Genomic DNA, 15,127 nt, shown 5'->3' with positions numbered 1-15,127 from the left:
GGCTCTTACGAGTGCGGGGCGTTTTTCAAAAACAGAACGGACTTCATGGAATCGCGGGACTGAGAATCTTCCATTTCACTATCCTCAAAACCATGAGAAACAAGAATACAAGACAATTGAAACTTTCAATGCAAGTAACTATCATACGTCATAGAAAAACCGATACTTTTACTCTTTTGTAGCAATGAAAAACATATTTATCCTGCTTACCTTATTCATCTCGAGCTCCATTTTTTGCAGTCAAGCACAATCTTATACCATATACCCTACCCCGCAAAAGGTCGTAGAAGGTGAAAACTCCATAGAACTCTCCAGCCTCATCAACGTAATTTGCGAAAGCAGCATCGGCGATGTGAGCCGCAACCGCATGGAAGAGGTTCTGGAAAAAGCAGGATACACCATCACTTACGCCGACGAGGCCTCGCAAACCGCAACCAACCTCTACCTCGGTGTGAGCGGCTCCGACGGAGCTGCCGCACAATATGCCTCCGAACATAGCCTGCCTCTCACCGTATTCGATGCGGGCAGCAACAAATTCGACCCCTACCTGTTGCAAATCAACAGCAACTCACCCCATGGCGACATCGTCGTTCTGGGCAATAGCGAAGGTTCGGAATACTACGCCTTCGCCACGCTCGAACAGATATTCGAGCAAGCCGGCGGGAACTCAATCCGTCAAATTACTTTCGAAGACTATTCTCACACACAATATCGCGGTATCGTAGAGGGTTTCTACGGACACCCCTACTCGGTCGAAAACCGCCTCAGCCTCTTTGAATTCTGCAAACGATTCAAACTGAACGTATTTGTATACGGTCCCAAATCAGACCCCTACCACCTGGGCAACTGGCGCGACGACTACCCCACCTCGCTCACCGAGCAACAACGCTTTTTCGGCATGATTACCCAGGACGACCTCCGCACCATCACCCAGGCCGCCAAAGCCTGCCACGTCAATTTCATCTGGGCGGCTCACCCCGGCCTGCAAAACGGCATCAACTTCAACTACAAAGACCAGATGGACCAAGGCATCGATGCCCTGATGACCAAATTTGAGCATCTTTACAACCTCGGCGTACGGGGATTCGGCGTATTCATCGACGACATGAGCTATACCCCCAGCGGCAGCATGCAGGCCTACCTGGCCGACGAGACTCAGAAGCGGTTGCGCGAACGCTTCGTCACCGACGACCCCGACGACGAAATCGCTCCCCTCTTCTTCGTACCTACCGCCTATGCCCTCAACTACGGAGGCTCCTATACCCTCAACGACCTGAAGAGTGTCGACAGCGAGGTGGTCATCGCCTTTACCGGATACGACTGCTTCTCCAACATCCGGGCCTCGGCCATCAACGACATGGCCGGCCGCGTGGGCCGCAACCCCGTGATGTGGTGGAACAACCCTGTGAACGACGACCACGACGAACGCATCTACATGCGCGAGATGACTACCCACTGGACCATCGAGAACTCGGGGGCCATCAATACCCTCAACGGACTTATACTCAACCCCATGAGCCAGGCCCAGGCCTCGAAGGTAGCTCTCTTCGGCGCCGCCGATTACAGCTGGAACCCCAACACCTTCGACGTGCACCAGAACTGGGAAGATGTCTTTGCCCGCATGGCTCGCCCGGGCGATAGTCAAACGGCCGAAGCCCTCAAATGCTTTGCCCGCTTCTCCGACGCCCTGGTCGAGGACGACGAGATGATTGCCCTCTACGACGGTTTCAAATCGCACTTCGGGGGCTCGACCTTCCCGGCCGAAGCTGCCCAACTGCGCACCGAGCTGGGGAACCTCAACCAGGCCTGCAACTACATCGAGACCCTGAAAGACAGCGAATACAACGACTACCGTCTGATCTACGAAGACCTGCGCTGCTGGAATGCCAAGCTCAAAACCTTGAGTGCGATTGCTCTCACCGCCCTCGACATACTCGAAAACGACGGCTCCATGTCGCGGGCCGAAGGGTGGGAGAAATACCTCTCGCTGCAACAGCTCTACAACGGCATGAGCAACGACTCGACCTACCTCATCAGCGCACTCGAAGGGTACGGCACATCGACCTACGAGGTACACTACGAAGTGACCCCGGGCGACAGCTACCTGCGGCCTTTTGTCGAATACCTGGTCGGGAAAGCCGGCAACAACGTGCCGGGAACATGGCCCGAAAAGGATACCATTCAAATCATCTCCAACCTCGAGAGTTGGGAAGGGGTGAACCTCACGACCGAGTCTACCTCGTTCGAGTTGAGCGGACTCGACGCCCTCACCCTCGACCCGAATGAATATATCGGTATCTACTTCGGCAACCTCGAGAAAATCGACGTGGCCGCCACCGAGCTCACGCCCGGCATCGAGGTAGAGGTATCGGTCAACGGCAAACAGTGGAGCGCAGTACAACTGCCCGTCAGCGAACAGACCGTAGCCTACATACGACTCAAGAATACCGGCGACGAGAGCTTGACCGTCGGCTCCGACCGGCTGAGCGGCTCGTGCCTGTTCACCCCGGTAAGCACCACCCCCACGGTATCGACCAACATCCCGCAATACGAATATTACGACCTCGACCGCGTTATCGACGGTAACCCCGACTCCTTCTTCTGGAGCAGCGAAGCCCAGGCCGAAGGGCAATACATCATGCTCACCTACCCCAACTCGCAACCGCAATACGAGATTACGGTCACCTTTACCGCCAACGACCAACCCTCGGGAACGGTCGCCATCGAAATATCGGACGACAATACCCAGTGGACTCCCATAGCCGAATTTACCGCCGAGCAGCTCGACGATACCTACTCGTTCACCTGCAACGCCAACGGAGAGTCGGCCCGCTATGTGCGGTTCGTCATCCGCAGCTACTCCGGCGGCTATTGGCTGCAAGTAGCCGAGTTCAAGAGCGAGATGGCCGCCAAAGAGACCCAAACCGCCGACCAGGACGGCAAGCAGATTGCCACCCTCTCAGACCGCGACCTTACGACCAGCTATCGTCCCACCACAGCCGGATACATCGAGCACCGCTTCATCGAAAACCTCAACATCGAGACAATCGAGATTTTCCACAACACGACGTTCGACAACCGGTATGAGCTCCCCACCATCTACGTCAACAACGGTACCGAATGGATAGAGACGGGGCAACTCAGCTCGCTCTGCACCATCATCGACACCCACGAAATGGAACTGGTTACAGCCATCAAAATCGAGTGGAACGAAGAGAACATTCCCACTCTGTACGAGATACTGCCCTGTGGTACCCCCTATGTAGAGAAGCCCGGCACCGCTACCGCCATCGAGCAACCCGCCAGTGCAGGCACACGCCTCTATACCCGCGACAACCGTCTGCATGTAGAGTCCGATGCTACCATCACCAGCCTTACGCTGTACGACTTGAGCGGCCGTATCGTAGCCCGCTTCGCTCCTCAGGCAAGCACATTCGAGACGATGCTCGACACCACTATGCCCCGGGTACTCATTGCTCGAGTAAGCGACGGCAATCAAAACATCTCGACTTATAAAATAATATGGTAATCCAATCAGTTAATATATAAAGGAGAAAAACAAGAAAGAATATAAACATCTATAAATAAACAACATGAAACAAACAATGCTTTGGCTGGGATTGGGATTGCTCCTCTTTTCGAGCTGTACCAATTCATCGGAAACCCAGTTACAATATTCCGATTTTGTGAATCCGTTCATCGGGACGGGTGGTCACGGACACACGTTTCCCGGTGCAGTGGTTCCTCACGGAATGATACAACCGAGTCCCGATACCCGCATTTACGAGTGGGATGCCTGCTCGGGATACCACTACTCCGACAGCACAATCAACGGTTTTTCCCACACTCACCTGAGCGGTACCGGGTGCGGCGACTACGGCGACATTCTGCTGATGCCGACCGTAGGCAAACAAGACTACCGATACCTGGGTGCCGAGAGTCAGCAAACGGCCTACGCCTCGCCCTTCTCGCACAGCCGCGAAACGGCCACCCCGGGCTACTACTCGGTCATGCTCGACCGCTACCAAGTCAAAGCCGAACTGACGGCCACCGAACGGGCCGCCATGCACCGCTATCACTTCCCCGATAGCCAGCAGGCCGGTTTTATCGTAGACCTCGACTACAGCCTGCAAGGGCAGCAGAATCTCGATATGAAACTCAATACCCTGAGCGATACCGAAATCGTGGGTTGGAAACGCACCAAAGGGTGGGCCGACAACCAGTCGATCGGATTCTACATGAAGTTTTCGAAACCCTTCACCTGCCAGATTGTCGACACGGTAATCGACATCATGCGCAACGGCAAACCGTATAAACTGGAGCAGAAGAAAGCCCTGCTTCAATTTGCCACGACCCAAGACGAAGAGGTGCTCGTGAAGGTAGGTATCTCGGCTGTCGACATCGACGGGGCCCGTCGCAACGTCGAGACCGAAATCCCCCACTGGGACTTCGACAGCATTGCCATACAGGCCAAAGAGAAGTGGAACGACTACCTGGGTACCATCGAGGTCGAGACCGACAACGAGACCCAGAAGCGCATCTTCTATACCGCCCTCTACCACACGGCCATACACCCCAGCCTCTTCTCCGATGCCGACGGTCGCTACCGCGGACTCGACCAGATGATACACCAGACCAAACCGGGGAAAGAAATCTACACCGTATACTCGTTGTGGGATACCTTCAGAGCATTGCACCCCCTGCTCACCGTCACTCAACCCGAGTTGAACGACAAGCTGATCATGTCGCTCATGGAGAAATATCACGAGGGAGGTATCCTGCCCATGTGGGAGCTGGCCGGCAACTACACCGCCACCATGATCGGCTACCACGCCGTACCGGTCATTGTCGATGCCTACATGAAAGGATTCAACAAAATCGACGGCCACGAACTGCTCGAGGCCTGCATCAGAAGCTCGGTATACGACACAACCGGTATCATTGCCCCCAGCCGCATGGTCAACGGCCTGGTACCCATCTCGAAATATTATAAAAACAAAATCGGTTATATCCCTTACGATAAGGAAAACGAATCGGTAGCCAAAGGTCTTGAATATGCCTACAACGACTGGTGCATCTCCCAACTGGCCGAAGCCATAGGCGACACGACCACCTACGAAAAATACAAGGGTCTCAGCCAAGCCTATGCCAACTATTACGATGCCCAGACCAAATTCATGCGGGGCAAAGACCTCGACGGCAAATGGCACTCGCCCTTCCACCCCCGTTCGTCGGACCACCGCAACGACGACTATTGCGAGGGTACCGCCTGGCAGTGGACCTGGTTCGTACCCCACGATATAGACGGCCTCGTAACCCTGATGGGCGGTCAGGAGCAATTCATCGACCGGCTCGACTCGCTCTTCCTGGCCGACTCGAAACTCGAGGGTGACCTCGTGTCGTCCGACATCTCGGGCCTCATCGGCCAGTATGCCCACGGCAACGAACCCAGCCACCACATCGCCCACCTCTACAACTATGTGAACCAGTCGTGGAAGACGCAACAGCTCATCGACACCATCCTCTACAACCAATACTTCGACGACCCCAACGGTCTCTCGGGTAACGAGGATTGCGGACAGATGTCGGCCTGGTACATACTCAACGCCATGGGCTTCTACCAAGTATGCCCCGGCTCGCCCATCTACTCGGTAGGCCGCCCCATCTTCGACAAGGTCACCATCAACCTGTCGAACGGCAAGAAGTTCGAAATCGTAGCCAACAACAACTCGCGTACCAACAAGTACATACAAAGCATACGTCTCGACAACATCCTGCTCGAGTCGCCCTTCTTCATGCACAGCGACATCATGAAGGGCGGACGCATTGTCGTCGACATGGGCAACACCCCGGTAAAGCAATAAATCCTTAAGCAATAATCATCCATAATACACAATCCAGTATGAAAAGATTCAATCGTTATCTCGCACTCGTGGCAGCAGTCCTGGCCTTGATCTCCTGCCAGAGCGAAAAAAACAGTTACGACCTGATTCCCTACCCCAACCACATCGAACAGATACCGGGGCGATTCTCCTTTGACAAAGGGACACAGATATTTGTCTCGCCCAAATGCGGCGACGAGGTAACCGGCGTACTGCAACAATTTGCCGACCAGTTCCAAAAGACCAGCGGCATGGAGTTGAAGTTTGCCGATGAAGAACGCAACAACGCCATCGTGGTGAAGGCAAACCCCGATTTGGCCGACGAAGCTTACCGCCTGAACATCGGTAAGAGCAAAATCGAAATTGCCGCAGCTACCCCCAACGGCGTACGCTTTGCCTTGCAGACCGTCAAACAACTGCTCCCGGCAGCTGTCTACGGCGATACGCTGGCAACAGGTGCCAACTGGTCGGTTCCCTGCGCCGCCATCGACGACGCTCCGCGATTCGGATACCGCGGCCTGCACTTAGACGTAGCCCGCCACTTCTTCTCGACCGACGAGGTGAAACGCATTCTCAACGTCATGGCCGTGCACAAGCTCAACACGTTGCACTGGCACCTCACCGACGACCAGGGCTGGCGCATCGAAATCAAGAAGTACCCCCGTCTGACCGAAGTGGGCAGCATGCGCAGCAAAACGATGATTGCCAAAGAGTGGGACAACTACGACAACACCCCCTATGGCGGATTCTATACGCAAGACGAACTGCGCGACATCGTGAAGTATGCCGCCGACCTGGGTATCACCATCATCCCCGAAATCGACCTGCCCGGCCACATGATGGCCGCCCTGGCCTCCTACCCCGAGTTGGGTTGTACCGGTGGCCCGTATGAGGTTTCGGGACAGTGGGGCATCCGCGACGATGTGCTCTGCGCCGGTAAGGACAAGACTTTCGAATTTATCGACAACGTACTGCTCGAGGTGATGGATATTTTCCCCTCGAAATACATTCATATCGGTGGTGACGAGTGCCCCAAAGTGCGTTGGGAGAAGTGCCCCGCCTGCCAGGCCCGCATCAAGCAACTGGGTCTCAAAGACGATGAGCACGGCACGGCCGAACACTACCTGCAAGGCTACGTAACCGAGCGTGTCGAGAAGTTCCTCAGCGACCACGGCCGTGAGATGATCGGTTGGGACGAGATTATGGAGGGCGGACTCTCGACCCATGCCACCATCATGTCGTGGCGCGGTGTAAGCAACGGCATCGAAGCTGCCAAACAAGGACACGACGTGATTATGACCCCCACCAACCCGCTCTACTTCGACTACTACCAGTCGCGCGACACCCAAAGCGAGCCGCTCGCCATCGGCGGATACAACCCGGTAGACCTGGTCTACAAGTTCAACCCCGTGTCCGAGGAGTTGACCGAAGAGGAGGCCCGGCACATTCTGGGTACACAAGCCAACGTCTGGACCGAATACATGCCCACCAACGAACAGCTCGAATACATGATTCTCCCCCGTCTCGCCGCCTTGAGCGAAGTACAGTGGGACCAACTGGAAAATAAGGACTACGACCGATTCCTCAACCACATCGGCCACATCCTGGAAATCTACAACGCCATGGGACTCAACTACGCCAAACACCTCTTCGAGGTAGAGGGCGAGTACACCGTAAACGACAGCAAAAACTGCATCGAGGCTACGCTGCGCACGCAGGGCGATGCCCCCATCTACTACACCCTCGACGGCTCCGAGCCCACCACGGCCAGCACCCTCTACACGGGCCCGATCGAAATCAGCACAGACAGCGACACCTGCACCTTGAAGGCTATCGTCGTGCGCGATCAGGTGAAGACCCGCACCCTGGTGCGCCCCTTCTCGTTCAACAAAGCGACTGGGCACCTGGCTGAACTCAAAGATGCTCCCAACCCGAAATACACGTTTGGTGGAGCTTCGGTACTGACCGACGGTATCCGCGGCGATTTCAACTACAGCAACAGCTGCTGGCTGGGCTTTATCGACACCCCGCTCGATGCCACCATCGACCTGGGCGACACCCAGTCGGTAAGCAGCGTGCAGATAGGTTCGCTCGTACAATACTCCGAGTATATCTTCCCCCCGACGAAAATCACGGTCTATGCCGCCGACGGCGATAACCCCATGACCGAGATAGGCAAGCTCGACATACCCGTGGCACCCAAACAAGATGCCGACGGTGTGCGCCAATACACCTGCGAATTCCCCTCGGTACCGGCCTCCAAGATACGGGTCGTAGTCGAGACCACCAGCCAGATTCCCGCCTGGCACGGCGCCCATGGCGAAAAGGGCTGGCTCTTTGTCGACGAAATTTCCATCAACTAATCACCCTGTACACACATGACCAAACGCAATCTATTCCATAGCGCACTGTTTGCCCTCCTCCTGCTGGTGGGGGCAAGCAGTTGCAGCCAACAACCCAAAGAGCTCGACATCATCCCCATGCCCCGGTCGGTCGAGTATCACCGGGGAACATTCACCCTCTCGCCCGAGACGAAGTTCTACGCGTCGCTCTCGCCCGAGAGCAAACAGGCCCTGGCCCGCTACCTCGAGGGTACGGCTCTCGGTCAAGTTGCATTTGCCGACGAGGCCACCGGTAACGACGGCATCGAACTGACCCTCTGCGACACGGCCACCGAGCCCGAAGCCGAGGGCTACCGCCTCGAAATCGGCAAGAAGGGGATACACCTCTCGGCCAGTACCGAGACGGGTATCTTCTACGGCATACAGACCCTGCTCCAGCTGCTGAACAACGGCGACGGCAAGAGCCTCCCCGCCGTGACCATAGCCGACTCACCCCGATTCCCCTACCGGGGCATGCACCTCGACGTGTCGCGCCACTTCTACGACAAGGAGTTTGTGAAGAAACAGCTCGACGCCATGGCCTACTTCAAGATGAACCGCCTCCACTGGCACCTCACCGACGGTGCCGGCTGGCGCATAGAAATCAAGAAATACCCCCGCCTCACCTCGTTTGCCGCCTGGCGTCCCTTTGAGAAGCTGAACGACTGGTGGACCGGCGGCCGCACCTTCTGCGACCAGGACGACCCGCGCGCCGTGGGCGGATATTACACGCAAGACGACATCCGCGAGGTGGTAGCCTATGCCGCCGAGCGCCACATCACCGTCATCCCCGAAATCGAGATGCCGGGCCACTCCGAAGAGGTGCTGGCCACCTATCCCGAGCTCTCCTGCTCGGGCAAACCCTATGTCGATGCCGACTACTGCATCGGCAACGAGAAGACTTTCGAGTTCCTCGAGAACGTGCTGCTCGAGGTGATGGACCTCTTCCCCTCGGAGTATATCCACATCGGGGGCGACGAGGCTTCGAAAAACGGCTGGCGCAACTGCCCCCGCTGCAAGAAGCGGATGGCCGACGAGCACCTGGCTTCGGTCGAGGAGCTGCAGAGCTACATGATACACCGCATCGAGCGGTTCCTCAACGACCACGGCCGTAAGCTCATCGGCTGGGACGAGATTATCGAGGGCGGACTCACCCCCACCGCTACCGTCATGTCGTGGCGTGGCGAAGAGGGAGCCATCCATGCCGTCAAGGCCGGCAACGCCGCCATCATGACCCCCGGCAAATATTGCTACCTCGATGCCTATCAGGATGCCCCCAACACCCAACCGCTGGCTATCGGCGGATACCTCACCCTCGAGAAGGCCTATTCGTTCGAGCCTGTCCCCGACTCGCTCTCGACCGAGGAGGCTGCCCTCATCAAGGGCGTGCAAGGCAACGTGTGGACCGAGTACATGCCCACCCCCGAGCACACCGAATACATGATATACCCCCGCATTCTGGCCTTGGCCGAGGTGGGCTGGACACCGGCCGAACTGAAAGACTGGTCCAGCTTCCACACCCGTGCCCTCCACGCTGTGAACCACCTGCGCAGCCGGGGATACAACCCCTTCCCCCTCGACAAGGAGGTGGGCGACAAACCCGAGTCGCTGCAACCCGTAGAGCACCTGGCGCTGCACAAGAGCGTGACCTATGCCACCCCGTACAGCAAGCAATATGCCGCACAGGGCGACCAGACGCTCGTCGATGGCGTACGGGGCGGCTGGATGTACAACGACGACCGTTGGCAGGGATTCCTCAACAGCGACCTCGACGTGACCATCGACCTGGGCAGCGAGACTGCCATTCAGGAGGTGAGTGCCGAATTCCTGCAACTGAAGGGCCCGTATGTATGGCTGCCCAAGCAGGTGACCATCTCGGCCTCGACCGACGGCAAGGAGTATAAGCCTCTGGCAACTGTCGACAACGACATCTCGCCCGACATCGACACCCTCCAGTTCAAGACCTTCGGCTGGCAAGGCAACACACAGGCCCGTTACGTGCGGTATCAGGCACAGTCGAACGGCATTGCCGGCGGCTGGCTCTTCACCGACGAAATCATTATCCGATAAACGACTATACGCAAAAAGCTATCTATAAACAAGAAAAAATGGAGAAGAAAAGCAAAGGAAAATCGACCAATCCCATCGCATGGGTTCCCACAGTCTATTTCGCCATGGGACTGCCGTTCATCGCGGTCAATCTCGTATCGACGTTCATGTTCAAAGACTTAGGAATATCCGATACACAAATCGCGTTCTGGACCTCAATCATCATGTTGCCGTGGACTTTGAAGTTTCTTTGGAGCCCGTTTCTGGAGATGTACCGCACCAAGAAGTTCTTCGTCGTGGTCACCCAGTTGCTGAGTGGACTCCTCTTCGGCGTGGTAGCCTTCTCGCTGAAGTTCGATTATTTCTTTGCCATCAGCATCTCGACGATGGCCGTCATCGCCCTGAGCGGTGCCACGCACGACATCGCCTGCGACGGCGTGTACATGGCCGAGCTCTCGCCCGAAGACCAGGCCAAATACATCGGGGTGCAGGGTGCCTTCTACAACATTGCCAAGCTGGTGGCCAACGGCGGACTGGTAGCCGTGGCCGGCATGCTGGCCGAGCACTTCGGGGCTGTCGAAGGAGCTTCGATACAGGAAAACATGCCTGCCTATAAGGAGGCGTGGATGATTATCTTCATCATCATCTCGGCGCTGCTGCTGGTGCTGGGCCTCTACCACTCGCGCATGTTGCCCTGCACGCAGGTGCCCTCGCAATCGAAACGCTCGAGCGCCGAGGTTCTGCACGAGCTGTGGGAGGTCATCAAAAACTTCTTCACCAAGAAACACATCATCTACTACATCTGCTTCATCATCCTCTACCGCTTTGCCGAAGGCTTCATCATGAAGATAGCCCCGCTCTTCCTGCGCTCGTCGCGCGACATCGGCGGACTGGGACTTACGCTCACCCAAATCGGTACGCTCAACGGCGTGTTCGGGTCGGCCGCCTTCGTGCTGGGCTCGCTGCTGGCCGGTATCTACGTGTCGCGCCGGGGGTTGAAAAAGACGCTCTTCACACTCTGCTGCGTCTTCAACTTCCCCTTTGTAGCCTACACGCTGCTGGCGGTGTTCCAGCCCGAGAACCTCTACGTGATCGGCGCCGGCATCATCACCGAGTACTTCGGCTACGGCTTCGGTTTCGTGGGTCTCACCCTCTTTATGATGCAGCAGATTGCTCCGGGCAAACACCAGATGTCGCACTACGCCTTTGCCTCGGGCATCATGAATCTGGGCGTGATGCTGCCGGGTATGATGAGTGGTTTCTTCAGCGACTGGCTGGGCTACGAGAAGTTCTTCATCTACGTCCTGCTGGCCACCATCCCGTCGTTGCTGATCACCTATTTCATCCCCTTTACCTACGACGATTCGAAAAAACAACAGGAGAAATAACACCGCCTCATGGCCGTGTCAAATAAAATGCCGATATTTATCGGGCAAAGAATTTTATAATAAAACACCAATCCAAAAAACAAACAAAGAGAAATATGGACAAGAAAATGGCTATGCCTTGGGAAGACCGTCCGGCAGGATGCTCGGAGGTTATGTGGCGTTATTCGCAAAATCCGGTAATCGATCGTTACCATATCCCCACCTCGAACAGTATTTTCAACAGTGCCGTAGTGCCTTTCGGCGACGGCTTTGCCGGGGTATTCCGCTGCGACAACCGGGCCGTACAGATGAACATCTTCGCCGGATTCAGCAAAGACGGTATCCACTGGGACATCGAGCACGAGCCCATCCAATTCAAACCGGGCAACACCGATATGATTGAGTCGGAATACAAATACGACCCGCGCGTGACCTGGATCGAAGACCGTTACTGGATTACCTGGTGCAACGGCTACTACGGCCCCACCATCGGCGTAGGCTACACCTTCGACTTCAAGGAGTTCTTCCAGTGCGAAAACGCCCTGCTGCCCTTCAACCGCAACGGCGTGCTCTTCCCCCAGAAGATCAACGGCAAGTATGCCCTGCTGAGCCGCCCCAGCGACAGCGGCCACACCCCCTTCGGCGATATCTACATCAGCTATAGCCCCGACATGAAATTCTGGGGCGAACACCGTCACGTGCTCTCGCCCACTCCCTTCCCCGAGAGCGCCTGGCAATGCACCAAGGTAGGTGCCGGCCCCATCCCCATCCTCACCGACGAGGGGTGGTTGCTCTTCTACCACGGTGTCATCACCACCTGCAACGGATTCCGCTACTCGATGGGTGCCGCCATCCTCGACAAGGACGACCCCTCGAAACTGCTCTACCGCACGCGTCCCTACCTGCTCGCCCCCGCCGCTCCCTACGAGCTGCAAGGCGATGTGCCCAACGTCGTATTCCCCTGCGCAGCCCTCACCGACGGCGACCGCGTAGCCGTGTACTACGGTGCGGCCGATACGGTGGTAGGTCTGGCCTTCGGATACATTTCGGAAATCCTCGAGTTTACCAAAAACAACTCTGTATTATGAACATACGCAACCTCATCATTGCGGGTATCTTAACGGCAGTCTCGTCCGTCCCGGCAGGGGCAGGCGAGCCTGTCGCTTATATAAACCCCTTTATCGGTACCACCAACTTCGGTACCACCAACCCCGGGGCCCTCTGTCCCAACGGGCTGATGTCGGTCACCCCCTTCAACGTCATGGGTTCCGACCTCAACGTCTACGACAAGGATGCCCGCTGGTGGTCTACCCCCTACGAGTATCACAACCGCTTCTTCACCGGATTCTCGCACGTGAACCTCAGCGGTGTGGGCTGCCCCGACCTGGGCTCCCTGCTGCTCATGCCCACCAGCGGCGAGCTGTGTGTCGACTACAAGCAGTACGGTAGTGAATACACCCAGGAGGAGGCGCACCCCGGCTACTATGCCAACCGCCTCACCCGCTACGGCATCGACACCGAGGTGAGCGCCACGATGCGCAGCTCGATTGCCCGCTTCACCTACCCCGGCGGCGAGAGCCACGTGCTCCTGAACCTGGGCGAAGGGCTCACCAACGAGAGCGGCGCCACCGTGCGCAAGGTGAGCGACACCGAGTACGAAGGCTGCAAGCTGCTGGGCGGCTTCTGCTACTACAACCGCCAGGGAGTATTCCCCATCTACTTCGTGATTCGGGTCGACAAGAAGCCCCTGCAGTCGGGCTACTGGAAGAAACAGCGCCCCATGACCGGCGTAGAGGCCGAGTGGGACCCCGATAACGGCAAATACAAAATCTACTCGCGCTACACCAAGGAGATGTCGGGCGACGACATTGGTCTATTCTTCACCTACAACACCCAGCCGGGCGAGCAGATACAGGTGCAGATAGGCGTATCGTTCGTGAGCACGGCCAACGCCCGCGAGAACCTCGACCGGGAACAACAGGGATTCCGGTTCGACCAGGTGGCCCACGACGCCCGCCGGCAGTGGAACGACATACTCTCGAGCGTCGAGGTCGAGGGGGGCACCGACGAACAGAAGACCATCTTCTACACCGCCCTCTATCACATGCACATCCACCCCAACATCCTGCAGGATGTCAACGGGCAATACCCCGCCATGGAGAGCCAGCAGATACTCACCACCCCGCACAACCGCTACACGGTATTCTCGCTGTGGGATACCTTCCGCAACGTGCACCCCTTCTTCACCCTCGTCTATCCGCAGATGCAGCTCGATATGGCACAGACCCTCATCGACATGTACAACGAGTGCGGCTGGCTGCCCCGCTGGGAGCTCTACGGCAACGAGACCCTCACCATGTCGGGCGACCCGGCCACCATCATGCTGGCCGATACCTGGCTGCGCGGCCTGAAGGGATTCGACGCCGAAACGGCCTACCGGGCCATGGTGAAATCGGCCACCGCCCCGAGCAGCGAGAATATCCTGCGCACCGACAACGACGACTACCTGGCCCTGGGCTATGTGCCCCTGCGCGAACAGTTCGACAACTCGGTATCGCACGCCCTCGAATACTATCTGGCCGACTTTGCCCTATCTCGCTTTGCCGCCGACCTGGGCCACAAGGAGGATGCCAAGCTCTTTGCCGACCGCTCGCTGGGCTACAAACGCTACTACTGCAAAGAGTACGGCACGCTGCGACCCATACTGCCCGACGGCAAGTTCTACACCCCCTTCGACCCCATGCAGGGCATCAACTTCGAGCCCTCGCCCGGGTTCCACGAGGGTAACGCCTGGAACTACACCTTCTACATCCCGCACGACATCGACGGACTCAAGCGCCTCATGGGGGGCGACAAGAAGTTTGCCGCCAAGCTGCGCAAGGTATTCGACGAGAACCTCTACGACCCCGCCAACGAGCCCGACATCACCTACCCCTACCTCTTTGCACAGGTCAAGGGTCAGGAGTGGCGCACCGACTCGCTGGTGAACGTGCTCTTGAAAAAGCACTTCAAGAACCAGCCCGACGGTATCCCCGGCAACGACGACACCGGTACCATGTCGGCCTGGGCCGTATTCAGCATGATGGGCCTCTACCCCGACTGTCCGGGCATCCCCCGCTACACCCTCACGGCCCCCACGTTCGACCGCATCACCCTGCACCTCGACCCGCGCTACTACAAGCACGACACGCTGGTCATCGAGTGTGAGCGCCCCTCGGCCGAGGCCATCTACGTAGACCACATCGAGGTCAACGGCAAGCGACTCAAAAGCCGCTTTATCTCTCACGACGATTTGGTCAATGCCGGCACCCTCCGGTTCGTCCTCACCGAGAAGAAGAAATAACGCAATCAATCTTTCTTCATAAAACGAAACGGGACCGTCTCCTCACTGGAGCCGGCCCCGTTTTTATTTCAGGTAATATCTACTACTGTGGGAGCGGTTACCCTA

7 protein-coding genes are annotated in these 15,127 nt (G+C 57.1%); all 7 read left to right on the top strand.

The features are described 5' to 3' along the window. Positions 1–184 precede the first annotated feature (184 nt). The 7 genes from NW211_RS04665 to NW211_RS04635 all read left to right on the top strand — a co-directional run bounded on the left by NW211_RS04665 (position 185) and on the right by NW211_RS04635 (position 15,022). Entirely contained in the window at positions 185–3,529 is a 3,345-nt protein-coding gene (locus NW211_RS04665; protein WP_258327082.1) for a beta-N-acetylglucosaminidase domain-containing protein, read from the top strand. Between the two features lie 64 nt (positions 3,530–3,593). Beyond that, positions 3,594–5,864, top strand: a complete 2,271-nt coding sequence (locus tag NW211_RS04660; protein WP_258327081.1) for a GH92 family glycosyl hydrolase — start codon at positions 3,594–3,596, stop codon at positions 5,862–5,864. 38 nt (positions 5,865–5,902) lie between these two features. Next, the gene (locus NW211_RS04655; RefSeq protein WP_258327080.1) at positions 5,903–8,245 is read left to right on the top strand and encodes a beta-N-acetylhexosaminidase; all 2,343 of its coding nucleotides are present in this window, start codon (positions 5,903–5,905) and stop codon (positions 8,243–8,245) included. Between the two features lie 15 nt (positions 8,246–8,260). Beyond that, positions 8,261–10,333, top strand: coding sequence for a family 20 glycosylhydrolase (locus tag NW211_RS04650; protein WP_258327079.1), 2,073 nt, complete (start codon positions 8,261–8,263; stop codon positions 10,331–10,333). Positions 10,334–10,371: 38 nt separating this feature from the next. Beyond that, positions 10,372–11,700: an MFS transporter gene (locus NW211_RS04645; protein ID WP_258327078.1), complete on the top strand. Its 1,329-nt coding sequence runs from the start codon at positions 10,372–10,374 to the stop codon at positions 11,698–11,700. Between the two features lie 95 nt (positions 11,701–11,795). Further along, the gene (locus tag NW211_RS04640; protein WP_258327077.1) at positions 11,796–12,767 is read left to right on the top strand and encodes a glycoside hydrolase family 130 protein; all 972 of its coding nucleotides are present in this window, start codon (positions 11,796–11,798) and stop codon (positions 12,765–12,767) included. Further along, a complete protein-coding gene (locus NW211_RS04635; protein WP_258327076.1) occupies positions 12,764–15,022 on the top strand; it encodes a GH92 family glycosyl hydrolase in 2,259 nt (752 codons plus the stop codon). Before NW211_RS04640 ends, NW211_RS04635 begins: the two co-directional genes overlap by 4 nt. The last annotated feature ends 105 nt before the right edge of the window (positions 15,023–15,127 follow it).

This window comes from Barnesiella sp. ET7 (assembly GCF_024733785.1).
In the GTDB taxonomy this organism is placed as follows: Bacteria; Bacteroidota; Bacteroidia; order Bacteroidales; family Barnesiellaceae; genus Barnesiella; species Barnesiella merdigallinarum.
This window is presented reverse-complemented; position numbering and strand designations above follow the sequence as displayed.

What these genes read in the sequence shown, in the direction of transcription:
- NW211_RS04665 (WP_258327082.1), top strand. Translation starts at nt 185, where the DNA reads ATGAAAAACATATTTATCCTGCTTACCTTATTCATCTCGAGCTCCATT.
- NW211_RS04660 (WP_258327081.1), top strand. Translation starts at nt 3,594, where the DNA reads ATGAAACAAACAATGCTTTGGCTGGGATTGGGATTGCTCCTCTTTTCG.
- NW211_RS04655 (WP_258327080.1), top strand. Translation starts at nt 5,903, where the DNA reads ATGAAAAGATTCAATCGTTATCTCGCACTCGTGGCAGCAGTCCTGGCC.
- NW211_RS04650 (WP_258327079.1), top strand. Translation starts at nt 8,261, where the DNA reads ATGACCAAACGCAATCTATTCCATAGCGCACTGTTTGCCCTCCTCCTG.
- NW211_RS04645 (WP_258327078.1), top strand. Translation starts at nt 10,372, where the DNA reads ATGGAGAAGAAAAGCAAAGGAAAATCGACCAATCCCATCGCATGGGTT.
- NW211_RS04640 (WP_258327077.1), top strand. Translation starts at nt 11,796, where the DNA reads ATGGACAAGAAAATGGCTATGCCTTGGGAAGACCGTCCGGCAGGATGC.
- NW211_RS04635 (WP_258327076.1), top strand. Translation starts at nt 12,764, where the DNA reads ATGAACATACGCAACCTCATCATTGCGGGTATCTTAACGGCAGTCTCG.